The sequence below is a fragment of the Sphingopyxis sp. MWB1 genome, from assembly GCF_000763945.1.
Taxonomy (GTDB): Bacteria; Pseudomonadota; Alphaproteobacteria; order Sphingomonadales; family Sphingomonadaceae; genus Sphingopyxis.
This window is the reverse complement of sequence record NZ_JQFJ01000002.1, coordinates 1,102,487-1,126,370: the sequence shown is the minus strand read 5'-3', so window position 1 is coordinate 1,126,370 and position 23,884 is coordinate 1,102,487. Positions and strand designations below refer to the sequence as shown.

Below are 23,884 nucleotides of genomic sequence, written 5' to 3'. Positions count from 1 at the left end.
TTGGCGCTGATTGGCGCGGCTTGGCGCTGCGAGGCCGCAATGTTCAAACCGTGCTCTTTTATCGATCCTCGCTGCTCATGAACCGAGGCGACCGGTCGCCCGGGGGCGGAGTAGATCATGACACCCACCAAATTGCTTGTCGGTCAGATTGTCATTGTGTTCGCGATCATGATCGCCGGGCTGTGGGCGGCGACGCAGTGGGCGGCGGCGATGCTCGGCTACCAGCCGCAGCTTGGCCCGGCCTGGTCCGAATTTCTGGGCACGCCGGTCTACCGCCCGTGGCAGATCTTTGCCTGGTGGTATCATTATGAAGCCTATGCGCCCCAAGTGTTCGACAAGGCGGGGATGCTCGCTGCCGCGAGCGGTTTCTTCGGCTGCGCCGCGGCGATCGGCAGTTCGCTGTGGCGCGCACGGCAGTCGCGCCATGTCACCACTTATGGTTCGGCGCGCTGGGCCAGCGCGCGAGAGATCCGCCGCGCCGGGCTGCGCCGTGACGCGGGCGTCTTTCTCGGCCGCCACGGTGCGCGCTATCTCCGCCACGACGGCCCTGAACATGTCATGGCCTTCGCGCCGACGCGCTCGGGCAAGGGCGTTGGGCTCGTCATTCCGACCTTGCTCAGCTGGACGGGCAGTGCGGTCGTCCACGACATCAAGGGAGAAAACTGGAAGCTGACCGCAGGCTGGCGCTCGCGCTTCTCGCACACCCTGCTTTTCAACCCGACCGATGCGGCGTCGGCACATTATAATCCGCTGATCGAGGTGCGCCGCGGCACGCACGAAGTGCGCGACGTCCAGAATATCGCCGACATCCTCGTCGACCCTGAAGGCGCGCTCGAACGCCGCAACCATTGGGAGAAGACCTCGCATTCGCTGCTCGTCGGCGCGATCCTCCATATTCTCTACGCCGAGGAGGAGAAGACGCTCGCGCGCGTCGCGACTTTCCTCTCCGATCCGCAGCGCCCCTTTGTCGCGACGCTGCGGCAGATGATGACCACCAATCATCTCGGCACGAAGGACGAGCCGAGGGTCCATCCGGTCGTCGCCTCGGCCGCGCGCGAGCTATTGAACAAGAGCGAGAATGAACGCTCGGGCGTGCTCTCGACCGCCATGTCCTTCCTCGGCCTCTATCGCGACCCGACGGTCGCCGAGGTTACGTCGCGCTGCGACTTCCGGATCGCCGATCTCGTCGGGAGCAAAGCGCCGCTGTCGCTCTATCTCGTCGTGCCGCCGTCGGACATCAGCCGTACCAAGCCGCTCGTCCGCCTCATTCTCAACCAGGTCGGGCGCCGCCTCACCGAAAAGCTCGACGACCACCGTTCGTCGGTGCGCCGCCACCAGCTCCTGATGATGCTCGACGAGTTTCCAGCATTGGGACGGCTCGACTTTTTCGAGACCAATCTCGCCTTCATGGCGGGGTACGGCGTGCGCGCCTTCCTCATCGCCCAATCGCTGAACCAGATCGAGAAGGCCTATGGCGAGCATAATTCGATCCTCGACAATTGCCATGTCCGCGTCGCCTTCGCGACCAACGACGAGCGTACCGCGCGGCGGATCTCCGACGCGCTCGGGGTCGCCACCGAGCAGCGCGCGATGCGCAACTATGCCGGGCACCGGCTCGCGCCCTGGCTCGCGCATGTCATGGTCAGCCGCCAGGAGACCGCGCGCCCGCTCCTCACGCAGGGCGAGGTGATGGCGCTGCCGCCCGACGACGAGCTCGTCCTCGTCGCGGGCATGGCGCCGATCCGCGCCAGAAAGCTGCGCTATTTCGAGGACGCCAATTTCACGGAGCGCTTGCTCAGCCCGCCCGCCGCCAAAGGCGGGGTCTGGCCCGACCGGCCCGGGCCGAGGCCGAACGACTGGGACGGTTTCGCGCAGCGTCCCGACATCCGGCTCGCCGGCGCCGCTGACGAAGATGGCAAAGCCGGGGACGAGGGCGGCCGCGAGCAGCAGCGCGCGCCCGGCATGGCCGACGAGATGCGGGCACCCGCCAACCCGCCCAAATCGCTCGACGTGCTCGGGTTCGAAAAGGACGATGATGACGCCGCCGCCGACAAGCGCGCGATCGACCGGGTGCGCGGCGCAGCGGCCGGTCCGGGCGCAATCCAGCGCGCGCATATGATCGACCGCGCCGATAGCGAAGATCCGATGGGAGGCCTTTGATCATGGGGCGCCGCAAGGAAAACAAGGTGCGCTACCAGCTCTTCCTCCCTGAGGAACTGAGCGCACACTTCGAGGCGCTCGCCGCCCGGCCCGGCGCGAGCAAATCGGCCATCCTCACCGACGCGCTCACCGCCTGGCTCGGCAGGCAGGCGGTGTCCGAACTCGAGAACCGCTTCAGCGCGCGGCTCGACCGCATGTCGCTCGCGCTCGGGCGGGTCGAGCGCGACGGCCATATTCTTCTCGAGAGCCTCGCGCTTTTTGTGCGCTACCAGCTCATGGTCCAGGCGCCGCTCGCCGAGGGCGACGACGCCGCGCGCGCGCTCGGGCGCGACCGGTTCAACGCCTTCGTCGAGCGCGTCGGCGAAGCGATGGCGAGCGGCAAGCACACGCTCGGTGCAGCCCGCAGCGCGCCGGGGAGGAGGGCGTGAGCGAGAGTCTCTCCGCTGCGCGCAGCCGCGCGATGCTCCAGACCGCGATGGGGCCGACGATCGCCGCCGCGCTCGCCGACGCGCATGTCGCCGAAATCATGGTCAACCCCGACGGGCGGCTGTGGATCGACCGCCTGGGCGACGGGCGAAGCGACAGCGGCACAATTTTCGCGCCCGCGCAGGTCGAGCGTATCATCCGCCTCGTCGCCTCGCACGCCCGCAGCGAGGCGCATGCGGCATCGCCGATCGTCTCGGCCGAACTGCCTCCGCACGGCGAGGGGGCGGGCGAGCGTTTCGAAGGCATATTGCCGCCGGTATCGACCGCGCCCTGTTTCGCGATCCGCAAGCCCGCCGCGCGCATCTACACGCTCGGCGATTATGCGAGGGACGGCATCATGCCCGCGGCGACGGCGCGGCTCTTGGCGCAGGCGGTCACCGAGCGCCGCAATATCCTTGTCGTAGGCGGCACTTCCTCGGGCAAGACCACGCTCGCCAATGCGCTGCTCGCCGCGATGGGCGAGCGCGACGAGCGGGTGATCCTGATCGAGGATACGCGCGAGCTCCAATGCGCCGCGCGCGACGTCGTCGCGCTGCGCACGCGGCGCGCGCGCGGCGGCGCCGCTCCCGGCGAGGGCGGGGCAGGCGCGGTCACCATGGCCGATCTCGTCCGCGCGACGCTGCGGCTGCGGCCCGATCGCATTATCGTCGGTGAGGTGCGCGGGCGCGAGGCGCTCGACATGCTCAAGGCGTGGAATACCGGCCACCCGGGCGGGATCGCGACGATCCATGCCAACAGCGCGGCCGCCGCGCTCTACCGCCTCGAGCAGCTCGTCCAGGAAGCCGTGATCACCGTGCCGCGCGCGCTGATCGCCGATGCGGTCGACATCATCGTCTTCATCGCCGGGCGCGGGCTCGCGCGCCGCGTCGAAACCGTCGCGCGCGTTTCCGGGCTGCGCTCCGGTGGCTGCTACGCGATCGAAGATGTCGTTCCAACATCATGAAAGAAGGAGATATTTTGATGGACAGGGAATTGGCTTCACGACGGCGCGGCGCTCGTGCGGTGTCTGTTGCGGCAGCAGCGGCGGGACTGTTGTTCGCCGTCACTGCGAGAGCGGCGGGATCGGGAATGCCGTGGGAGGAACCGCTCCAGCAGGTTCTCGAGTCGGTGCAGGGGCCGGTCGCCAAGATCATCGCGGTGATCATCATCATCTCGACCGGGCTGACGCTCGCCTTTGGCGAGACCGGCGGGGGTTTCCGCAAGCTGATCCAGATCATCTTCGGCCTGTCGATAGCCTTTGCCGCCAGCTCCTTTTTCCTGTCCTTCTTCAGCTTCGGCGGCGGGGTGCTGATCGCATGAGTGGCAGCGCGCATATCGAAGGCTTCGAGGCGCCGCTCCACCGCGCCCTCGCCGAGCCGATCCTGCTCGGCGGCGCGCCGCGCGCGATCGCTATCCTCAACGGCACGCTCGCCGCCGCGCTCGGGCTCGGCCTCCAGCAATGGATCGCGGGCGTCGCCGTCTGGGCGCTGGGGCACAGCGCGGCGGTGATCGCGGCGAAGCGCGACCCCGATTTCGCGCCGGTACTGATGCGCCACCTTCGCCAGAAAGGCCATCTTACATGCTAAACCTCACCGAATATCGCCGCAAGGCTGACCGCCTCGCCGATCATCTTCCCTGGGCGGCGCTCGCCGCGCCGGGCGTCCTCCTCAACAAGGACGGCAGTTTCAGCCGCATTCTGGCATTCCGCGGTCCTGACCTCGAAAGCGCGACCGAGGCCGAGCTCGTGTCGGTGGCCGCGCGCGCGAACAATGTGCTCAAGCGCTTCGGGTCGGGATGGGCGCTCCATATCGAGGCCGAACGCCGCGCCGCGCCGGGCTATCCCGCGAGCTGCTTTCCCGACGCTGCCTCGTGGCTCGTCGATGCCGAGCGGCGCGCGGCCTTCGAAAAGGCCGAGGCCCATTATGAAAGCGCCTATTATCTGACGCTGACCTTCCTCCCGCCTGCCGACCGCAGCGAGCGGGCAGGGCGGTGGTTCGTCGAGCGCGCGGACGCCGGAAAACGGCGCGACTGGCGCGAAGCGCTCGCTGCCTTTGTCGCCGAGACGAACCGCGTGCTCGACCTCTTGTCGGGCTTCATGCCCGAGGTGCGCGCGCTCGACGACGGCGCGGTGCTGACCTATCTCCACGGCACGGTTTCGGCACGGCGGCACGATGTCGCCGTCCCTGCGACGCCGCTTTATCTCGACGGCCTCCTCGCCGACACGCCGGTCCTCGGCGGACTCGAACCGATGCTCGGCGACCGGCATCTTCGCACGGTCACTATTCGCGGCTTTCCGAACCTCAGCCGACCCGGCATCCTCGATGCGCTCAATCATCTCGGCTTTTCCTATCGTTGGGTGACGCGCTTCATCGCGCTCGACAAGCAGGACGCGACGAAGGCGCTGACGCGGCTCAGGCGGCAGTGGTTCAACAAACGCAAGTCGGTCGCGGCGCTACTGCGCGAGGTGATGTACAACCAGCCCGCGCAGCTTCTTGACAGCGACGCCGACAACAAGATGCTCGACGCCGATCTCGCGCTCCAGGCGCTGGGGCAGGATCATGTCGCCTTCGGGCACCTGACTACGACCATTACCGTTTCCGACCCCGACCGCGCGCGCGTCGAGGAGAAGCAGCGCGCGGTCGAGCGCGTCGTCAACGGGCTCGGCTTCACCGCGATCCGCGAGAGCGTCAACGCGGTCGAGGCTTGGCTCGGCTCGCTCCCGGCGCAGGTCTATGCCAATGTTCGCCAGCCGCTCGTCCACACGCTCAACCTCGCGCATCTGATGCCGCTGTCATCGGTGTGGGCGGGGCCGGCGCGCAACACGCATCTTGGCGGGCCCCCGCTGCTCCATGCCGAAACCAGCGGCGCGACGCCCTTTCGGCTTTCGACGCATGTGGGCGATGTTGGTCATATGATGATCGTCGGGCCGACGGGCGCGGGCAAGTCGGTGCTCCTCGCGCTGCTCGTGCTCCAGTTCCGCCGCTACGAGAATGCGCAGGTCTATATCTTCGACAAGGGAGGTTCGGCGCGGGCCGCGGTGCTCGCGATGGGCGGCAGGCACCATGCGCTCGGTCTCGGCGGCGCGGACGATACGTCGGGCGATATTGAATTGGCGGGCGAGGGCGGCATCGCCTTCCAGCCGCTGCGCGCGATCGACCGCGCTGCCGAGCGGGCATGGGCGGCTGAATGGCTTGCTGCTCTTCTTGCCAGCGAGCAGGTCGCGGTCACCCCCGAGGTCCGGGAGGCGCTCTGGTCGGCGCTTGCGAGCCTTGCGAGTGCGCCGCCCGCGGAGCGAACGCTCACCGGGCTGTCGCTGCTCCTGCAGTCGGCGCCGCTCCGCGCCGCGCTCGCGCCCTACACGCTCGAAGGCCCATTCGGGCGGTTGCTCGACGCCGCCGAGGACGATCTCGCGCTCGCCGACATGGTGTGTTTCGAAACCGAGGCGCTGATGGCCCAGGCGAGCGTCGTTGCGCCCGTGCTCACCTATTTGTTCCACCGGCTCGAGGAACGTTTCGACGGACGACCGACGCTCCTGATCCTCGACGAGGCCTGGGTATTCCTCGATCATCCGCTCTTCGCGGCGCGCATTCGCGAATGGCTGAAAGTGCTGCGCAAGAAGAATGTCTCGGTGATCTTCGCAACGCAGAGCCTCGCCGATATTGCGGAGAGCGCGGTGGCGCCGGCGATTATCGAGAGTTGCCCGCAGCGCATCCTCCTTCCCAACGACCGCGCGGTCGAACCGCAAAGCGCCGCCGCCTATGCGCGTTTCGGGCTCAACGCGCGGCAGATCGAACTCGTCGCGCGCGCGACCCCCAAGCGGCATTATTATCTGCAATCAGCGCGCGGCAACCGATTGTTCGAGCTCGGGCTCGGCCCCGTCGCGCTCGCGCTGTGCGGCGCGTCCGATCCCCGCATCCAGAAGCGAATCGACCGCATTCTCGCCGAGCACGGCCCCGAAAGCTTCGCGGCGCGCTTCCTCGCCGAGCGCGGCCTTGGCTGGGCCGCCGAGTTGCTCGCCCGTTTTGAACCGTCCGCAAGTCCCCCAGAAGGAGAAGGAAGATGAAGAAGGTCATGATCGCGTTTTTGCTTGGCAGTATCGCCGCTACGGTTCCGACGGTCCCGGCGCGCGCGATCCCGGTGTTCGATAGCGCCAACTATTCGCAGAACCTGCTCACTGCCGCGCGAACGCTCCAGCAGATCAACCAGCAGATCGAGTCGCTCCAGAATGAAGCACAAATGCTCGTCAACCAGGCGAAGAATCTGGCGAAGATCGACTTTCCGCAAATGAGGGCGCTGGAGAAGCGGCTCGGGGAGATCGATCGGCTGATGCAAAAGGCGCAAGGCATCGACTTCAGCGTCGACCGGCTTGACGAACAGTTCCGCGCGGCCTTCCCCGCCGACTTTGCCCACGTTGTGACGCGCAACGCCCGCATCGCCGCCGCGCGTGCGAAGCTTGCGGCTGAAATGGAGTCTTTCCGGCATGCGATGGCGGTGCAGAGCGCTATCGTCGAGAATGTCCGGGACGACGCCGCGGCACTGCAGGCGATCGTCGCACGGAGCCAGGGCGCCGAAGGCGCGCTCCAGGCCGCGCAGGCAACGAACCAGCTGCTCGCGCTCGCTACGCAGCAACAGTTCCAGATCCAGCAGCTGATGGCAGCGCAGTTCCGCGAGACGACGCTCGAGCGCGCGCGGCGCGCGCAAGGCGAACGCGAGGCGCGCGAAAAGGCGAAGCGCTTCCTCGGCGACGGCAAGGCGTGGACGCCGCCGCGCTGACCGGCTCGACCGATCGGGGCAGGACGGGCCGCACCGCTTCCCCAGCCCGAGAGCTGCCCCGTCGCGGGGACGGCCGCGGCCAGCGGATCACTTGTCCGCCCGGCACCGGTCCCCGCGACAAAATTCCCCAAGGCCTTGTTTGAGGACATCGACCGTGGACGATCTCAATATCATCGACCAGTTCCTGACCGCTTTTGTCGCCTATATCGACAGCGGCTTCGGGTTGCTCGGCGGTGATGTCGGCTTCCTCACGAGCGTCCTCGTCGGGATTGATATCACGCTCGCAGGCCTCTTCTGGGCGCTCGGCGGCGAGGATGATGTTATCGCCAAATTTCTGAAGAAGATCCTCTATGTCGGTGTCTTCGCGCTGATTCTGAACAGCTTCCAGACATTGTCCGAGATCATCTTCCGTTCCTTCGCCGGACTCGGTCTCACCGCCGGGGGCAGCGCGATCGGCCCCGACGACCTGCTGATGCCCGGGCGCCTCGCCGGCACCGGCTTCGAGGCGGCCTGGCCCCTGCTCGAACAGGCCAAGGAGCTCGTCGGGCCGATCGCCTTCTTCGACAATTTCGTCGAGATTGCGGTGCTGATCATCGCCTGGATCATCGTCATCGCCGCCTTCTTTATACTCGCGATCCAGCTCTTCATCACAATCCTCGAATTCAAGCTGACGAGCCTTGCGGGCTTTGTGCTCGTCCCCTTTGCGCTCTGGAACCGGACCTCTTTCCTTGCCGAGCGCGTGCTCGGCAATGTCGTGAGCTCGGGCGTTAAGGTGATGGTGCTCGCGGTAATCGTCGGCATAGGCTCCAATTATTTCGCCCAGTTCACCGGAGCTCTCGCTGGCGAGGACGTCACGATCGAGCAGGCGGTGTCGCTGATGCTTGCGAGCCTCGCGCTCTTTGGCCTTTCAATCTTCGGTCCGGGGATCGCATCGGGGCTCGTCGCGGGCGCGCCGCAGCTCGGCGCCGGGTCGGCGGTCGCGACCAGTGCGCTCGCCGCCGGCGGTCTTGCGATGGGCGGCGCGGGTGCGATTGCTGCGGCGCGCGGCGTGAGTGCCGCGGGTCTCGGCGCGGTCCGTGCCGGCACCGCGATGGGGAGCGCGACCTCGACCGCATACAAGCTCGGAGAGGAAACCTCGGGATCGGCGAGCGTCGGCGCAGGACTTGGCGGCGTTGTGACCGCCGTGCGCGGCGCTGCTGGGCAGCGCCTGCGCGCCGCCGCCGCGCTCGACATCGCCGCAGCGCGCGGCGAGCAGGCGGCGTGGAATGCTGCCAACAGCACGGCGCCTGCGCGCGGGGGCACGGCAGCCGCAGCAGTGCCTGCGTCAGGCGGCGGCGCGGCGCCCGAGAATATGGCGCCGGCTTGGGCGCAGCGGCTGCAGAACCAGCAGAACGCCCGGTACCGCCGACAAATGGCCGTCCACGCGATCCGCGACGGCGATCGCGGCGGCGCCGGTATCACTCCCGATATCCACGAAAGGGATTAACCCATGACATTCAGACGCCCAATACAGCGCTATGGACAAACACCCGAGCCCGACACGCCGTATCAGCGCGCGGGTCAGCTCTGGGACGAGCGCATCGGCTCGGCGCGCGTCCAGGCGAAGAACTGGCGGCTGATGGCGTTCGGCGGACTGTTGCTCGCGACGGGCCTTGCGGCGGCGCTCGTCTGGCAGTCGATGCAGAGCCGCGTCATTCCTTATGTCGTCGAGGTCGACAAGCTCGGCGAAGCGCGGAGCGTCGCGCCCGCCGATGCTGACTATCGGCCGAGCGACGCGCAAATCGCCTGGCACCTCGGCCGTTTCATTACCAATATCCGTTCGCGCTCGCTCGATGCGGTATTGATGCGCGAGAATTGGCTGGCGGCCTATGATTTCGTGACCAAACGCGGCGCCCTATTCCTCGGCGAATATGCCCGCGCCGTGAGCCCCTTCGCCGACGTCGGTCGCCGCACCGTGTCGGTGCAGGTCCTCAGTATCGTCCGCTCGTCGGACGACAGCTTCCGCATCAACTGGATCGAGCAGGCGTTTGAGCGCGGAAGCCTTGCGGAAACGTCGCGCTGGACCGCGGTGGTGACGATCAGGAGCAGGCCGCCGCGCTCGGCTGAGGTGCTGCGCAAGAATCCGCTCGGTCTCTATGTCGATGCGATCGACTGGAGCCGCGAGCTCGAGACACCCGCCCTGCCGGCGGCGGCATCGGCCGCGGCGGGCCCAGCTTCCGAAATGCCGGTGACAGGATCGCCGCCGCGCGATCTGCGTCACGGTTCGCCGGTCGCCCCCGGCGCCTCGGCGTCGCTGCCCTCCAGCCATGAAGGAGCATAATCATGATCCGCCATCTCATTCTTTCGGCGTGCCTCATTGCGATCGGGCCCGTGGCGTACGCCAAGACATCCGCTGCACCGGCTGTCGTCACTGCCAACAAGGCAGCGATCCGCGAACCCGACGCTGCGGCCTACCGCAACGCCGTCCAGCTCTATCCTTATGCCGAAGGCGCGCTCTACCGTCTCTACACCGCGCCCGGGCGCGTCAGCGATATTGCACTCCAGCCCGGCGAAAACCTGACCTCGGTTGCGGCAGGTGACACCGCCCGCTGGACCCTCGGCGACACGGTGAGCGGCAGCGGCGCGGCACAGCGCACCCATATTCTCGTCAAGCCCTTCTCATCCGGACTGTCGACCAACCTCGTTATCGCGACCGACCGCCGCGTCTATCATGTCCAGCTGACCAGCACCGCATCCACCGCGATGGCGGCAATCGGCTGGACCTACCCCGACGACGAGCTGCTCGCGCTCGCGCGGCAGCGCGCGGCGGGTGAGGCGATACGCCCGGTGTCGGTCGGTGTCGCCGTGGAGAATCTCGAATTCGGCTACGCAATCAGCGGCGACCGACCCGCGTGGCGGCCCGTGCGCGCGTTCGATGACGGGCGCCAGACCTGGATCGAGTTTTCCGAAGATATCGCGACGGGTGAAGCGCCGCCGCTCTTCATCCGCGGCGAGGAGGGTGAAGCTGAACTTGTAAATTACCGGGTTTCCGGGCGTTTTTATATCGTCGACCGTCTATTCGCGGTCGCTGAACTGCGGCTCGGCGGCAAGAAGCAGAAAATCGTTCGGATCACCCGAACCGGCAAGGCGCCGACAGGACGGGGGAGGGGGAGATGACCGCAGAAACAGCCGCTTCCGGCGACGCTCCTGAAATCGCCGAAAAAGGAAAAGGACAGGCCGATCGGGACAGCGCGGCGCCTGAAAAAGCGCCGCCGTACCAATTTGCCATGCGGGCCCGGCTCGCGCCGGTCGTGCGTTTCCGCCGCATGCCGACCATTGCCCTTGCAGGCACGAGCGTCATCCTGCTCGTTATCATAGGCTGGTTTGCGCTCAGAAGTCCTGAAACGAATCCGGGTGTCCCGGAGGAAAGCCGGACCCCCGCGACCCAAGCGGCTCCCGACGCGCTCGTCGGCGCACCGACCAGCTATGCGGAGGTTCCGCCACTGGGCGAGCCACTTCCCGGCGATCTCGGCAGGGCGATCCTGGCCCGGCAGCGCCAGGAGAGCGAGGCGCGGATCGACCCCGCGCCGGAGATCGATGCGCAGGCCGCAGTGCGCGCGGCCCAGCATGCCGAGGCCGAGCGCCAGCGGATGGAGAGCGAGCAACGCGCCGCTCGCGAATCGGACGTCATGCTTGATCTCTCCAGCCCCGTGACGCGACGAAAAGAAAGGTCGCGGCCGCCGATCGATGGCGTTGCTCCCGGCATGACCGCCGCCTTGGACGATGCAAGGGGTGCAAAGCCGCAGCGCCGCCCGAACGAGCTTGCCGACGCCGGCAATGGCGACACCTCCGTTAATCCGCACCGGCTCGAGACTGCGGTTTCGCCCTGGACGCTGCAGGCGGGCAGCGTGATCGCGGCGAGCCTGATCACCGGCCTGAACTCCGACCTGCCTGGAATCGTCACGGCCCAGGTGACCGGGAATGTCTATGACAGCGTGACGGGCCGAATCTTGCTCGTACCACAGGGCGCGCGGCTGATCGGACGTTACGACAATGTCGTGGCGTTCGGCCAAAGCCGGGCGCTTGTCATTTGGCAGCGGATCATCTTTCCCGACGGCGCGTCGATCCGGATCGATGATGCGCCCGCGAGCGACACCGAAGGCTATGCCGGGCTGGCCGATCGTATCGACCGCCACAGCTGGCGGCTTCTCAAGGGCGTGGCGCTTTCGACACTACTCGGGGTCGGCACTGAACTTGGGTGGAGGGGGCGCGAAAGCGATCTTGCGCGTGCGATCCGCGAGGCGGCGCAGCAGGCTGGCTCGCGCGCGGGCGACCAACTCGTCGCCCGCAATCTCGACGTCCAGCCAAGTTTGCGGGTGCGGCCCGGCTGGCCGCTGCGGGTCCTTGTCCACAAGGATATTATTCTTCGGCCATGGCGCGCGGGAGGGCCGCGGTGACCGGTCTCAAGCTTGCTCGGCTGCCCGATTGCACTCCGGTGAAGATCGGCATAACTGTCATGCCCGAACTCAACGCCAGGCTGACCGCTTATGCCGCGGCCTACGCCAAAGCCTATGGGGTCGAGGAACCCGTCGCCGCGCTCATTCCTGCCATGCTCGCGGCTTTTCTTGACAGCGACCGCGCTTTTGCCCGGATGGCGCGGCAAAAGGGCTGAAGCATGCCGCGCCGGTCGCGCTACAAGCCGCGGTGGAGTACGCCCGTCCTGCCCGATAATCATGGCGCGGTCGAACCTCGGCCCGCCATTGCCCGTTTTTCGGCAGAGCTGATCGCCGAAACAAAGCAGGTCTGGCAGCCCTATTATGCTGACAGGCTGACCGACGAAGACGCGCGCGAAATCATCGAGAATATGGTGAATTTCCTGCGTCTTCTGTCGAAGATCGGCCGCTGACCGAAAAAATGAGGCAAAAAAAGCGGGGGGGGAAAGCGCGGGCGCGGCATCAATATCGGAAACAGTCCTTGCAAGCCCGGACCGGTGCGCCCTCGCGCTGTTCCGATCATCGATGGAGTGATTTCGATATGCGCAAACCCCGCCGGTCCGGCCAACCCGTTCAGATCTGTCAGACAGCTGTCTGCAGGACGCTTGTCTATGCCCGCGTTTCATCAAAAGAGCAGGATCGCGAAGGCTTTTCGATCGATGCCCAGCTCAAGCTGCTGCGCGGTTATGCCGCCGACAAGGAGATGCGGATCGTTGAGGAATTTGTCGATGTTGAAACCGCGAAAGCGGCAGGACGGACGCATTTCAACCGGATGATCGCCTATCTCCGGCGTCATCCTGCCGTCGATACCATTCTCGTGGAGAAGACGGATCGGCTTTATCGCAATTTGCGCGATTGGGTGACGCTCGACGAATTCGATATCGACGTTCATCTGGTCAAGGAAGGCGTCATTCTCTCGCCCGATTCCAAGTCGTCTGAAAAGTTCATGCACGGCATCAAGGTGCTGATGGCGAAAAACTATATCGACAATCTTTCCGAAGAATCGCGCAAGGGCATGCTCGAAAAGGCCGAACAGGGAATTTGGCCGAGCATGGCGCCGCTTGGTTATCGCAATGTCATGGGGCCGAACGGCAAGAAGATTATCGAGGTCGATCCTGCTACGGCGCCCGGCGTGACCCGGCTCTTCGAATGGTACGCCACCGGTCTCTATTCAGTGAAAGAGGCCGGAAAAAAGGCGCGCGCAATGGGCATGGCCTACCGCAAAAGCGGCAGGCCTCTCGGCGCAAGCACTGTCCACAAAATTCTCCGTTCGCGGATCTACACCGGGGAGTTTGAATGGGCGGGGCGCCGCTACCAGGGCTCGCATCAGCCTCTTGTCAGTCTCGATCTCTGGGAGAAGGTTCAGCAAGTTCTGGATGGCAGGCACCACACGCGCGATCAGCACAAGGAGAAAGACTTTATTTTCCCCGGCCTCATTCGCTGCGGCCATTGTGGCGGGATGCTTGTCGGCGACATCAAGAAGCAGAAATATATTTACTACCGCTGCAGCCGCTACAAAGGGAATTGCAAGGAACCTTATGTCCGTCAGGAAAAGCTGCTCGACCAGTTCACGGACATTATCGCGCAGGTCTCGATGACGCCGCAAATGTACCAGTGGCTTGGGCGGGCACTCAAGGAGAACAGCGACCTCGTCGAAACCGAACATGCGCGGGTACTTGATCGCCTGCGTCGCGACCAGGACGATATCCGTGAGCGCATGAAGCAAGCCTATCTCGACCATGTCGACGGCAAGCTCGACGAAAGCCTCTTCGCGCGTATCTCGGCCGACTACCGGGAAGACCTCAAGGGATTGGCGCGGGAGTTTGAGCGTCTGTCAGAAGCCGATCATGCCTATATCGACGATGGCATTGCCCTGCTTGGCATTGCCAGGGATACGCGCCGAATGTTCGCGCAGGCCGATATCGCGGGCAAAAGAAATATCCTTCACCATCTACTATCGAACTGCTCGTACAGCGACGGTCAGCTAACCGCTACCTTCCGCAAGCCATTTGATATTATTGCAGAAAGCCTGCCGCGTGCTCTAGCTCGCGGGGGCGCCTCGAGCGCCAATATCGGCAAAAATGAGAAATGGCTCCCCGGGTAGGATTCGAACCTACGACCGATCGATTAACAGTCGATTGCTCTACCGCTGAGCTACCGAGGAACACACCGCCATGGCGGTAAGGCGGTCCCTTTGCCGCCAATACGCGCATTTATCAAGAGGGTTTCGGGAATATTTTCCTCCCGCGCCGCATCGCGCGGCTTTTGCGCGGTCAGACGATGAATTGTTCCATCGCAATGCGCTCATCAAGGCCGTGGTCGGGGTCGAATAGCAGCGTCAGCGGCCGGCTGCGGTCGCTGGTGATCAGCACCGTCTTGATATCGCGAATCTCCCGCTGGTCGGCTACCGCGCTGACGGGACGTTTGGCGGCTTCGCGAATGTTAAAGCGGATGCGGGTCGATTCGGGCACCAGTGCGCCGCGCCAGCGCCGCGGGCGGAACGGGCTAATCGGCGTCAGCGCCAAAAGGTCGGACCCTAGCGGCAAGATCGGGCCGTTGGCGGAGAGATTATAGGCGGTCGACCCGGCGGGCGTCGCAACCAGCACGCCGTCGCAAGCCAACTCCTCCAGCATCTGCCGCTCGTTGATCAGCACTTCCAGCTTCGCCGCTTGCCGCGTTTCGCGCAGCAGCGATATTTCGTTGATCGCGGGCAATATATGCCGTTCACCGCTCACCGTGGTGATATCGCCTTGCAGCGGATGGATGAGGAAGGGGCGCGCGACGCCCACGCGGTCGAGCAGATTTTCGACGCGAAACTCGTTCATCAAAAAGCCGATGGTGCCGCGGTTCATCCCGAACACGGGCAGGGTGCGGCGCTGGTCGAGCATCTGGTGCAGCGTTTGCAGCAGGAAGCCGTCGCCGCCCAGCGCGATCAGCATATCGGCCTCGGCCAGGTCGACGAAATCATAGAGCGGGCGCAGCTCGGCCTCGGCCTCCTGCGCGGCGGGCGCGGTCGATGCGACGAGCGCGATCTTGCCTGGCATTTTTGCTTCCCTCTGCGGCGTTTCTATCCGCCCGTCGCGCTCATGTGCCGGGCGACGGCCGGCTGCGACTTTCGCGCGATTTGAAAGTCATGCGCGCGGGGTTTGCCAGCCAATGCCCGGTCAATCAAGCCATCGACGTCGCCGCCATCGCGCAGCGCGGCGCGCAGGTCGACATGATCGTCGCGGCCCAGGCACATATAGATGCGCCCCTCCACCGTCAGCCGAATGCGGTTGCAGCTTGCACAGAAATTGTCGCTGAGCGGCGTGATCAATCCCAGCGTCACCGGGCTTCCCTCTATGCCGAAATAACGCGCCGGTCCACCGGTCCGCCGGTCGATGGGGAACAGGGCATGGCGGTCGCGCAGCGGCGCGATAAACTGGTGGAGCGCGACATAATGATCGCTGCGGTCCTCCGCGACTTCGCCCAGCGGCATGGTTTCAATAAGCGTGAGGTCGCATCCGCTCGCCGCGCACCAGCCCAGCATCGGCAGCAGCTGATCCTCATTCAGTCCGGCGAGCGCAACCATATTGATCTTGACCGCCAACCCTGCCTCGCGCGCGGCGTCGATTCCGCGCAGCGCAATCGACAAATCGCCGACGCGGGTGATGCGACGGAAAGCATCGGGGTCGAGCGTGTCGAGGCTCACGTTGATCCGCCGTACGCCCGCTTCGGCCAGCATCGGCGCATATTCAGCCAGCCGCATCGCATTGGTGGTCAGCGTCAGCTCGTCGAGCCCGCGCCCGATCAGCCCGCCCAGCCGTCCGGCAAGCTCATCAACCCCGCGCCGCACCAGCGGCTCGCCTCCTGTCAGGCGAATGCGGCGCACCCCGCGCGCGACAAAGCGTTCGGAGAGCGTCGCCATTTCCTCGATGCTCAGCACCGCCGATTTGGGCAGAAAGACCATATCCTCGGCCATGCAATAGCGGCAGCGCAGGTCGCAGCGATCGGTCACCGACAAGCGCAGATAATCGACCCGGCGTCCGAATCCATCGGTCAAGGAAGAGGAAAAAGGCGGGGGAGCTGAGACCACAAGCAATATTGGTGCAAAAAGGAAGCGTTTGGCAAGCAATCGCTGCTAAAGCGTCCGGATGAATCAATCCGACGATTTTTTTTCCGAAGCCGCTGACCATATTGACGCGCTCCATCGGCGGCATCAGGCCGATGCAGGCGTGCTGCTGATACAGGTCGATCAACTCGCCCGAATCAACAATCGCGCGGGCACGGCGGCGGGCGATGCCGTGCTTGACGAAGTCGGGCGCAGGCTTGAAAATTTCGTCGCGCATGAATTTGGTCCGGGCGCCCATGTCGACCGCCTCGACGGACCGCGCTTTCTGATTGTCCCGGCCGCAGCCTTGCCGCTCGATACATTGCGGGCGCTCGAACGGGCGCTGCACGTCACTTTGGCCGAGCCGATGGTGGGCGACCCGCACGGGCGACTGGTCATCCGCATCGCCGCTGCGCTGATCACCCGCGACGAGGCCATTCCGGTCCAGCTTGGCGCGGCGTCTGACCAATTGGCGCGGCCCGCATCGGCGCGCGACGGGGCGATGGTTCATGCGGCTTTGTCGCGCGATGAAGTCGTCATTCACTATCAGCCCCAATATTCGGTCGCCTCGGGCAAGATGCTGGGGGTGGAAGCGCTGCTGCGCTGGCGCCATCCTGAACTCGGCCTTTTGGGCGCAGGGCCGCTGGTTACGGCGGCGCGCGCCGCGCGGCTAGAAACCGAATTGACCGAACATACGCACCGGGTCGCGCTGGCGGAAGTTGCCGGATGGCCCGATGCGCTGCGGCATTTGCGCGTGTCGCTCAACATTACGGCGGCCGATCTGGCCGATCCCGAATTTGCCGACCGCTATGCCGCGATGACCCGCGGGGCGGGGGTGGACCCTGAACGCCTGACGCTGGAGCTCACCGAGCAGGCGATGCTGGGCGATCCGTCGAGCGCGGCGGCGCAGCTTGCGCAGATTCGCGCGCTGGGTTCGGCCATCGCCATCGACGATTTCGGCACGGGCTATTCCAGCCTGTCGCTACTCGCGCGGCTGCCCATTGATTATCTCAAGATCGACAGCGGCTTTACCCGCACCATCGACGGCAGCGACCGCGACCGCATCGTCGTGCGCGCCATCGGTGATCTGGCGCGCGCGCTCGGATTGCTCGTCGTGGCCGAAGGGGTGGAAAAGGAAACCCAGCTTGCGCGGCTTGCCGAACTCGGCGTCGCCAGTTGGCAGGGTTTCTTGCGGTCGGGGCCGGTGCCCGGCGATCAATTGCCGGGGCTGATGCCATAAACATATAGTCGTCGCCCCCGCGAAGGGCGTTTTAGAGTCACGTGCCTCTGAACGCGGCCGCCCGCGGCCTCGCGCCACGCCGATAGCGCCCCCGCCTGCGCGGGGGCGACGTCACGCGGCCTGCTTCGCGAGCTTCCCCAATCCCTTGGACAATTGCAGCGCGCCGTTCAGCCTTGCGCCCGCGCTCGCCCAGTCGCCGCTCACCGACAGCTTGTTGTCGGGGCGGATGCGCGCGCGCCCTTTCAGCCGCTCGACATAGGCGATCAGGCCGGGGACATTGGCAAATTCGTCGCCGTGGAAGCTGACGAGCGCGCCCTTGGTGCCGACGTCGAGCTTGGCGATGCCCGCGGTCTTCGCGTTCGCCTTGATCTCCATCAGCTGGATGAGGTTCGCGGTTTCGGGCGGTAGCGGCCCGAAACGGTCGATCATCTCGGCGGCAAAACCGTCGAGTGCCGCGCGGTCGTCGGCTTCGTTGAGGCGGCGATAGAGCGCCATGCGCAGCGGCAGGTCGGGGACATAATCTTCGGGGATCAGAATCGGCGCGTCGACGGTGATGACGGGCGACAAGGCTTCGCGCGGGGGCGCGACGCCGGCGCCCTCGGCCTTGGCGACCAAAATCGCTTCCTCCAGCATCGACTGGTACAGCTCGAACCCGACCTCGCGGATATGCCCCGATTGTTCGTCGCCGACCAGATTGCCCGCGCCGCGAATGTCGAGGTCGTGGCTCGCAAGCTGAAAGCCCGCACCCAGCGTGTCGAGATCGCCAAGCAGCTTCAGCCGCTTTTCCGCCGTATCGGTGATCGCGCCGTTGTCGGGCGTGGTCAGATAGGCATAGGCGCGCGTTTTCGACCGGCCCACGCGGCCGCGAAGCTGGTAAAGCTGCGCGAGACCGAAGCGATCGGCGCGGTGGATGATCAGCGTGTTGGCGCTCGGAATATCGAGCCCGCTTTCGACGATGGTGGTCGATACCAGCACATCATATTTGCGGTCGTAGAAAGCGCTCATCCGCTCCTCGACCTCGCCCGGCGCCATCTGGCCATGCGCAACGACATATTTGATTTCGGGCACGCGGGTTCGCAGGAACTCCTCGATATCGGGCAGGTCCTTGATCCGCGGGGTCACGAAAAAGCTTTGCCCGCCGCGATCATGTTCGCGCAGCAAGGCTTCGCGGATAACCACCGGGTCCCACGGCGCGACATAGGTGCGAACCGCCAGCCGGTCGACCGGCGGGGTCTGGATAACGCTCAGCTCGCGCAGCCCCGACATCGCCATCTGAAGCGTGCGCGGGATCGGCGTCGCGGTCAGCGTCAGCACATGGACGTCGGCCTTCAGCTGCTTCAGCCGCTCCTTGTGGACGACGCCGAACCGCTGTTCCTCGTCGACGATGACGAGGCCGAGATTCTTGAACTCGACCGATTTCGCAATCACCGCATGGGTGCCAACGACAATGTCGATCTGCCCATTGGCGAGGCCTTCGCGCGTCTTGGTCGCCTCGGCAGCAGGGACAAGGCGCGACAGGCGCCCGATATTGACCGGAAAGCCTTTGAAGCGTTCGGCGAAATTGGTGAAATGCTGGCGCGCGAGCAGCGTGGTCGGCACGACCACCGCGACCTGCACGCCGGCCATGGCGGCGACAAAGGCGGCGCGCAGCGCCACTTCGGTCTTGCCGAAACCGACATCGCCGCACACCAGCCGGTCCATCGGGCGTCCCGATGCCATATCCTCCAGCACATCGCCGATCGCGCGGTCCTGGTCGTCGGTTTCCTGATAGGGAAAACGGTCGGCAAAGGCGGGATAGGCGGCGTCCTGCGCCAGCACTTCGCCCTGACGAAGCGCGCGCAGCGCCGCGGTGCTCAGCAGTTCGCCCGCAATCTCGCGGATGCGTTCCTTCATCCGCGCCTTGCGCCGCTGCCACGCCTCGCCGCCGAGCTTGTCGAGCGCGACCCCTTCGCTCTCGCCGCCGTAGCGCGACAGCACGTCGAGATTTTCTACCGGAACGTAAAGCTTGTCGCCGCCCGCATAGGTCAGCGCGACGCAGTCGTGCGGGCTTTTGCCCACCGGAATCGAGGTCAGCCCTTCATAACGCCCGATGCCATGGTCAAGATGGACGACGAGGTCGCCGACGCTGAGCGTCGCCAACTCGGCGAGGAAGGCGTCGGCACTTTTGCGGCGCTTGTTGCGGCGGACGAGGCGCTCGCCGAGGATGTCCTGTTCGGTGAGCAGGCTGAGCACGTCCGAGGCAAAGCCGTGGTCGAGCGGGAGAACGATGAGGGCGACATTGCCGGTCCCAAGCGAACCCCCGGAACTTGAACCAAGCGCCTCCGGCCACGTCTCGGCGAGCGCGAGACCCGTGACCCCATGCTCCTTCAGCAACCCTGCAAGCCGGTCGCGCGCGCCGGTCGAATAGCTGGCGATGATTGTTCGACGTCCCTTGCGCCGTTCGTCGGCCAGATGGTCGGCAACCTTGTCATAGACGTTGAGGTCGGCGGTGCGCTCGGGCGTGAAATCGCGGGCGGCGAAGGTTTCGAGGTCGAGCACGTTCGCCGCCTCGGGCACGTCGAATGGCGTGACGATATGAATCGGTCGCGCCGCCTCGGCATCGTGCCACTCCTTTCCGGTCAGATAGAGCGCATCGGGTGTCAGCGGGCGATAGCTGCCCGGCTGCTCGCGCTCGGCGGCGACGCGGTTGGCATGATAATCATTGATGGCTTCAAAACGCGTTTCGGCGGTCGCGTCGGTCCGGTGGCCGCGTAGCACGGGGGTTTCGGGCGCAATATGGTCGAACAATGTCGACAGCCGTTCCTCGAACAGCGGCAGCCAATGGTCCATTCCCGCCTGCCGCCGCCCTTCGCTCACCGCCTGATACAGCGGATCGCTCGTCGCCTGCGCCCCGAAAATCTCCCGGTATGCCGAACGGAAACGCTTGATCGTCGCTTCGTCGAGCAAGGTTTCGGCAGCGGGAAGCAATTGCAGCGCCTTGGCGGGGCCAAGGCTGCGCTGGTCGGCGGGGTCAAAGCGGCGGATGCTCTCGATCTCGTCGCCAAAAAAATCGACACGCAGGCCGGTTTCCTCGCCCGCCGGGAACAAATCGACCAGACTGCCACGCACCGCGAACTCGCCCTGGTCGGCGACGGTATCGACGCGGCTGAAACCATTGGCAACGAGCAGTTCGGCGAGTGAATCGCGGTCGATCCGCTGTCCCGCCCCCAGCGCCGTGGCCAGCTGGCGAATGCGAAAGGGGGTCAGCGTGCGCTGGGTGATCGCCGCCACCGTGGTCAGGATCAGTTCGCCGCGTTTCGCCGGCTGTTGGAGCGCCGACAGCGTCGCCAGCCGGTCGGCACTGACCCGCATCGACGGCCCTGCGCGGTCATAAGGCAAGCAGTCCCACGCCGGAAAGCGGTGGACGACAAGGTCGGGCGCAAAGAAAGGCGCCGCATCGGCAATCGCCTGCATCGCCGCATCATCGGTCGCGACATAAAGGAGGCGCTTGTCACTGGCCCGCGCCAGGTCGGCAAGCAACAGCGGCAGGAAACCGTCCGCCACGCGCGCGAGCGTCAGCGGCTTGGTCGCCTGCCCGATGGCGGCGAAAATATCGGCGGCGGGTCGCGTCATGGCAGCGGAATATAATCCAGACGCCGCATCGCCGCGATCAGTTCCGGGCGGTCGAGATGCGCGGGCGGCTCGCCGGTGCCGAGCGCCCAGCTCATGATATCGACATCATCCTCTTCGCACACCGCCTCGAACCACGCGATGTCATCCTCGCCCCATTCGGACGAATAGCGGTCGAAAAAGCCGCCAATCATATAATCGGCCTCGCGCGTGCCGCGATGCCAGGCGCGAAATTTCAGGCGTTTCAGGCGGTCTTGCATGGCGCTTCTTCTAGACTGATTCGGCGTGAGAGACCGCGAACAAATCCCGGCCCGTTCGCATCGAGCGAAGTCGAGATGCCCATCGGTCTGGCGGTTGCCATCGGGGTGTCTCGACTTCGCTCGACACGAACGGAAAGACGAGGCTAGACAGGCCCTAGCCATGCGACCCGAAATCCTCAACCCGCTCTTTGCTGCCCTCACCGATTTGAAAGGCGTGGGGCCGCAGCTTGCCAAGCCGCTCGCGCGGCTGGGGCTGGAGCGGGTTCTCGATGTCCTCTTCCATCTTCCCACCGGCCTGATCTCGCGCTTCCCCGTCGACCGGGTCGATCAGGCGCAGGCGGGCCAGACGATTATTGTCGAGGTGACGGCGCAGGATTATCGCCCCGGCCGCTCCCCCCGCGCGCCCTTTGGGGTCGAGGCGTTTGACGATGCGGGCGACCATGTCCGCCTCGTCTATTTCGGCCGCACCTCGGGCCTCGCGCGCAAATTATTCCCGCTCGGCGAAAAGCGCCGCATTTCGGGGCGGCTCGACCTTTATGGCGACATGCGCCAGATCGTCCATCCCGACCATGTCACCGAACCGGGGGAGGGGGAGGCGATTGCAGAGCATGAGCCCGTTTATCCGCTGACCGAAGGGCTGACCAACGCCCGCCTGTCACAGCTGGCCGCCACCGCGCTCGCCCGCCGGCCCGAGCTTGCCGAATGGATCGACGCCCCCCTGCTCGCCGCGCGCGGCTGGCCCACATGGAGCGAAGCGCTCGAACGCGCCCATGCCAGCCCTCGCGACGAAGCCGCGCGCGACCGGCTCGCCTATGACGAGATTTTCGCCAGCCAGGTCGCGCTGATGCTGATCCGCGAAGGGCTGCGCGCGCGCAAGAGGCGGGCGATTGTCGGCGACGGACGGCTGACCGGCGCGCTCAAGCTCCCCTTTGGCCTCACCGGCGCGCAGGAGCGGGTGGGGCGCGAAATCGCGGGCGATATGGGACAGGACAAGCCGATGCTGCGGATGCTGCAGGGCGATGTCGGGTCGGGCAAGACGCTGGTCGCGCTGCGCGCCATGCTCGCCGCAGTAGAGGCGGGAACGCAGGCGGCGCTACTCGCCCCGACCGAAATTCTTGCGCGCCAGCATCATGCGACCTTGCAGGAGATGCTGGCGGGCCTGCCAGTCAACATCGCCATCCTCACCGGGCGCGACAAGGGCCGTGCGCGCGAATCGACCCTCATGGGCCTCGCCGATGGCAGCATCGACATTTTGGTCGGCACCCACGCGATTTTTCAGCAGGCGGTCAATTATCGCGACCTTGCGCTGGTTGTCGTCGATGAACAGCATCGCTTCGGCGTTGCCCAGCGGCTGATGCTCACCGACAAGGGCCGCTATCCGCCGCATCTGCTGGTGATGACCGCCACCCCGATTCCGCGCACCCTCCTCCTCGCCAATCATGGCGAGATGGACGTATCGCGCATCGACGAAATGCCCCCCGGCCGCACGCCCGTCGACACGCGCGTCATATCGGTGGAGCGGCTGGACGCGGTGGTGGAGGGGCTGGAACGCCACCTCGCCGCCGGGGCGCAGGCTTATTGGGTCTGCCCGCTCGTCGCCGAAAGCGAGACGCGCGACATGGCGGCGGCAGAGGATCGCGCCGCCATGCTGCGCGAACGCTTTGGCGCCGGTGCGGTCGGCCTTGTCCATGGCCGGATGAAGGGGGCGGACAAGGATGCGGTGATGACCCGCTTTGCGGCGGGCGAAATTGGCGTGCTCGTCGCCACCACGGTGATCGAGGTCGGGGTCAATGTCCCTGCCGCCAGCCTGATGATCGTCGAACATGCCGATAATTTCGGCCTCGCCCAACTGCACCAGCTGCGCGGGCGTGTCGGACGCGGCACGGCGAAATCGGTCTGCCTGCTGCTGCGTTCGCAAAGCCTGTCCGAAACCGCGCGCGAGCGGCTCGCGCTGATGCGCGACACCAATGACGGCTTCGTCATCGCCGAAAAGGATCTCGAACTGCGCGGCGGCGGCGAATTATTGGGGCTGAAACAGTCAGGCGACGCCGATTACCGCGTCGCCACCCCCGAACAGCTCGTCCGCCTCCTGCCGCTCGCCCATGACGACGCCCGCCTGTTCGTCGAACGCGACGGCGGCATAAGCGGAAAGCGCGGCGAAGCAGTGCGCCACTGCCTCTACCTCTTCGAACGCGACGCCGCCGTCCCCCTCCTCCGCAGCGGATAGGGAAGGGGGATGGCCCCGTCACTCCCCCGCGCCATCACCAATCCACCGTCCCCTAACTCCGTTCGTGTCGAGCGAAGTCGAGACACTTATCGTTAGGGCTCTCACGTAGAAGCGCATCTCGACTTCGCTCGATGCGAACGGAAGGAGGGGTGGACAGGATGGGCCGCAGAGCGGAAGGGCACAGCGTAACCGCCGCCACCCCCAAAAATCTCAATTGACGTCGGCACGCCCACCCATCGCGCGCAGCACCGCGATATAATCCTGCGCCGAAATGCTTTTTTCAAATTGCACGCCGGTCTTGCCGCCGACCGACCAGATGACCTTGGCGGCGGCGCGGCCGATCACGGGCAGGCGGTAAATCACCAGTTCGCTCGGCTCCAGCCCGCGCTCATAGCGCATCAGCAGCCCGTCGGCGCTGATATTGACACAGGTGCAGATCTCCTGTCGCCCGTCGGGCAGGACAAAGGGCAAGCGGCAGTAAACGTCGCTGCGCGGCGCTATTCGCTGGTCCAGCCCTTCATAATGGGCTTTGGCCTTGTCGATCTTACGCATGTCGCGGACCCCTTTTTATATGCGCGCGACGATCAA

The 23,884-nt window shown here is 65.6% G+C and carries 21 protein-coding genes and 1 tRNA gene; 16 read left to right on the top strand and 6 right to left on the bottom strand.

From position 1 onward, the window contains the following. Positions 1–117 precede the first annotated feature (117 nt). The 14 genes from JV18_RS0106195 (at position 118) to JV18_RS14615 (ending at position 13,974) form a co-directional block, all read left to right on the top strand. A complete protein-coding gene (locus tag JV18_RS0106195) occupies positions 118–2,160 on the top strand; it encodes a conjugal transfer protein TraG (protein ID WP_033073837.1) in 2,043 nt (680 codons plus the stop codon). Positions 2,161–2,162: 2 nt separating this feature from the next. Beyond that, the gene (locus JV18_RS0106190; RefSeq protein ID WP_033073836.1) at positions 2,163–2,588 is read left to right on the top strand and encodes a hypothetical protein; all 426 of its coding nucleotides are present in this window, start codon (positions 2,163–2,165) and stop codon (positions 2,586–2,588) included. Then, entirely contained in the window at positions 2,585–3,589 is a 1,005-nt protein-coding gene (trbB, locus tag JV18_RS0106185) for a P-type conjugative transfer ATPase TrbB (protein WP_033073835.1), read from the top strand. The genes JV18_RS0106190 and trbB overlap by 4 nt, the downstream gene beginning before the upstream one ends. Positions 3,590–3,606: 17 nt before the next feature. After that, complete coding sequence (locus JV18_RS0106180; protein WP_033073834.1) at positions 3,607–3,945, top strand: TrbC/VirB2 family protein; 339 nt, start codon at positions 3,607–3,609, stop codon at positions 3,943–3,945. Continuing rightward, a complete protein-coding gene (locus JV18_RS0106175) occupies positions 3,942–4,211 on the top strand; it encodes a VirB3 family type IV secretion system protein (protein ID WP_033073833.1) in 270 nt (89 codons plus the stop codon). Before JV18_RS0106180 ends, JV18_RS0106175 begins: the two co-directional genes overlap by 4 nt. Then, a complete protein-coding gene (gene trbE, locus JV18_RS0106170; RefSeq protein ID WP_033073832.1) occupies positions 4,205–6,688 on the top strand; it encodes a conjugal transfer protein TrbE in 2,484 nt (827 codons plus the stop codon). The genes JV18_RS0106175 and trbE overlap by 7 nt, the downstream gene beginning before the upstream one ends. After that, positions 6,685–7,398, top strand: coding sequence for a P-type conjugative transfer protein TrbJ (trbJ, locus tag JV18_RS0106165; protein ID WP_033073831.1), 714 nt, complete (start codon positions 6,685–6,687; stop codon positions 7,396–7,398). Before trbE ends, trbJ begins: the two co-directional genes overlap by 4 nt. 154 nt (positions 7,399–7,552) lie before the next feature. Next, positions 7,553–8,884, top strand: coding sequence for a P-type conjugative transfer protein TrbL (trbL, locus tag JV18_RS0106160; RefSeq protein WP_033073830.1), 1,332 nt, complete (start codon positions 7,553–7,555; stop codon positions 8,882–8,884). 3 nt (positions 8,885–8,887) lie between these two features. Further along, positions 8,888–9,718: a conjugal transfer protein TrbF gene (trbF, locus tag JV18_RS0106155; protein WP_033073829.1), complete on the top strand. Its 831-nt coding sequence runs from the start codon at positions 8,888–8,890 to the stop codon at positions 9,716–9,718. A gap of 2 nt (positions 9,719–9,720) precedes the next feature. Further along, positions 9,721–10,554, top strand: coding sequence for a P-type conjugative transfer protein TrbG (gene trbG, locus JV18_RS0106150; RefSeq protein WP_033073828.1), 834 nt, complete (start codon positions 9,721–9,723; stop codon positions 10,552–10,554). Then, positions 10,551–11,834, top strand: coding sequence for a TrbI/VirB10 family protein (locus JV18_RS0106145; protein ID WP_081944703.1), 1,284 nt, complete (start codon positions 10,551–10,553; stop codon positions 11,832–11,834). Before trbG ends, JV18_RS0106145 begins: the two co-directional genes overlap by 4 nt. Next, positions 11,831–12,049 carry a DUF2274 domain-containing protein gene (locus JV18_RS0106140; protein WP_144243869.1) on the top strand — a complete coding sequence of 73 codons (219 nt, stop codon included), beginning with the start codon at positions 11,831–11,833 and terminating at the stop codon, positions 12,047–12,049. Before JV18_RS0106145 ends, JV18_RS0106140 begins: the two co-directional genes overlap by 4 nt. Before the next feature lie 3 nt (positions 12,050–12,052). Further along, positions 12,053–12,283 (top strand): hypothetical protein, encoded by a 231-nt coding sequence (locus JV18_RS0106135; RefSeq protein ID WP_033073826.1) that lies wholly within the window; start codon positions 12,053–12,055, stop codon positions 12,281–12,283. Positions 12,284–12,411: 128 nt separating this feature from the next. After that, complete coding sequence (locus JV18_RS14615) at positions 12,412–13,974, top strand: recombinase family protein (RefSeq protein WP_081944825.1); 1,563 nt, start codon at positions 12,412–12,414, stop codon at positions 13,972–13,974. On the opposite strand, the gene JV18_RS0106120 is transcribed toward JV18_RS14615, so the two are convergent. The 3 genes from JV18_RS0106120 to moaA form a co-directional block, all read right to left on the bottom strand. Further along, positions 13,960–14,034, bottom strand: a tRNA-Asn gene (locus JV18_RS0106120). The genes JV18_RS14615 and JV18_RS0106120 overlap by 15 nt on opposite strands. A 109-nt stretch (positions 14,035–14,143) precedes the next feature. Continuing rightward, positions 14,144–14,914, bottom strand: a complete 771-nt coding sequence (locus JV18_RS0106115) for an NAD kinase (RefSeq protein ID WP_033073823.1) — start codon at positions 14,912–14,914, stop codon at positions 14,144–14,146. Positions 14,915–14,937: 23 nt separating this feature from the next. Further along, positions 14,938–15,912 (bottom strand): GTP 3',8-cyclase MoaA, encoded by a 975-nt coding sequence (gene moaA / locus JV18_RS0106110; protein WP_235302912.1) that lies wholly within the window; start codon positions 15,910–15,912, stop codon positions 14,938–14,940. Between the two features lie 91 nt (positions 15,913–16,003). Here moaA and JV18_RS0106105 point away from each other — a divergent pair, with 91 nt between their 5' ends. Further along, entirely contained in the window at positions 16,004–17,200 is a 1,197-nt protein-coding gene (locus tag JV18_RS0106105; RefSeq protein WP_033073822.1) for a GGDEF domain-containing phosphodiesterase, read from the top strand. A gap of 111 nt (positions 17,201–17,311) precedes the next feature. Here the strand turns inward: JV18_RS0106105 and mfd are convergent, their stop codons facing one another. Next, positions 17,312–20,812 carry a transcription-repair coupling factor gene (gene mfd, locus JV18_RS0106100; RefSeq protein ID WP_033073821.1) on the bottom strand — a complete coding sequence of 1,167 codons (3,501 nt, stop codon included), beginning with the start codon at positions 20,810–20,812 and terminating at the stop codon, positions 17,312–17,314. Beyond that, a complete protein-coding gene (locus JV18_RS0106095) occupies positions 20,809–21,069 on the bottom strand; it encodes an FAD assembly factor SdhE (RefSeq protein WP_033073820.1) in 261 nt (86 codons plus the stop codon). The genes mfd and JV18_RS0106095 overlap by 4 nt, the downstream gene beginning before the upstream one ends. Positions 21,070–21,229: 160 nt before the next feature. Here JV18_RS0106095 and recG point away from each other — a divergent pair, with 160 nt between their 5' ends. Next, positions 21,230–23,296, top strand: coding sequence for an ATP-dependent DNA helicase RecG (recG, locus tag JV18_RS0106090; RefSeq protein ID WP_033073819.1), 2,067 nt, complete (start codon positions 21,230–21,232; stop codon positions 23,294–23,296). 210 nt (positions 23,297–23,506) lie between these two features. Here the strand turns inward: recG and JV18_RS0106085 are convergent, their stop codons facing one another. Then, the gene (locus JV18_RS0106085; protein ID WP_033073818.1) at positions 23,507–23,848 is read right to left on the bottom strand and encodes a PilZ domain-containing protein; all 342 of its coding nucleotides are present in this window, start codon (positions 23,846–23,848) and stop codon (positions 23,507–23,509) included. Between the last annotated feature and the right edge of the window lie 36 nt (positions 23,849–23,884).

Coding starts and splice junctions, on each gene's coding strand:
- JV18_RS0106135 (WP_033073826.1), top strand. CDS start 12,053: ATGCCGCGCCGGTCGCGCTACAAGCCGCGGTGGAGTACGCCCGTCCTG.
- trbF (WP_033073829.1), top strand. CDS start 8,888: ATGACATTCAGACGCCCAATACAGCGCTATGGACAAACACCCGAGCCC.
- trbJ (WP_033073831.1), top strand. CDS start 6,685: ATGAAGAAGGTCATGATCGCGTTTTTGCTTGGCAGTATCGCCGCTACG.
- JV18_RS0106180 (WP_033073834.1), top strand. CDS start 3,607: ATGGACAGGGAATTGGCTTCACGACGGCGCGGCGCTCGTGCGGTGTCT.
- JV18_RS0106095 (WP_033073820.1), bottom strand. CDS start 21,069: ATGCAAGACCGCCTGAAACGCCTGAAATTTCGCGCCTGGCATCGCGGC.
- JV18_RS0106115 (WP_033073823.1), bottom strand. CDS start 14,914: ATGCCAGGCAAGATCGCGCTCGTCGCATCGACCGCGCCCGCCGCGCAG.
- JV18_RS0106105 (WP_033073822.1), top strand. CDS start 16,004: ATGAATCAATCCGACGATTTTTTTTCCGAAGCCGCTGACCATATTGAC.
- JV18_RS0106085 (WP_033073818.1), bottom strand. CDS start 23,848: ATGCGTAAGATCGACAAGGCCAAAGCCCATTATGAAGGGCTGGACCAG.
- trbG (WP_033073828.1), top strand. CDS start 9,721: ATGATCCGCCATCTCATTCTTTCGGCGTGCCTCATTGCGATCGGGCCC.
- JV18_RS0106145 (WP_081944703.1), top strand. CDS start 10,551: ATGACCGCAGAAACAGCCGCTTCCGGCGACGCTCCTGAAATCGCCGAA.
- trbE (WP_033073832.1), top strand. CDS start 4,205: ATGCTAAACCTCACCGAATATCGCCGCAAGGCTGACCGCCTCGCCGAT.
- JV18_RS0106195 (WP_033073837.1), top strand. CDS start 118: ATGACACCCACCAAATTGCTTGTCGGTCAGATTGTCATTGTGTTCGCG.
- JV18_RS0106175 (WP_033073833.1), top strand. CDS start 3,942: ATGAGTGGCAGCGCGCATATCGAAGGCTTCGAGGCGCCGCTCCACCGC.
- JV18_RS14615 (WP_081944825.1), top strand. CDS start 12,412: ATGCGCAAACCCCGCCGGTCCGGCCAACCCGTTCAGATCTGTCAGACA.
- JV18_RS0106190 (WP_033073836.1), top strand. CDS start 2,163: ATGGGGCGCCGCAAGGAAAACAAGGTGCGCTACCAGCTCTTCCTCCCT.
- mfd (WP_033073821.1), bottom strand. CDS start 20,812: ATGACGCGACCCGCCGCCGATATTTTCGCCGCCATCGGGCAGGCGACC.
- recG (WP_033073819.1), top strand. CDS start 21,230: ATGCGACCCGAAATCCTCAACCCGCTCTTTGCTGCCCTCACCGATTTG.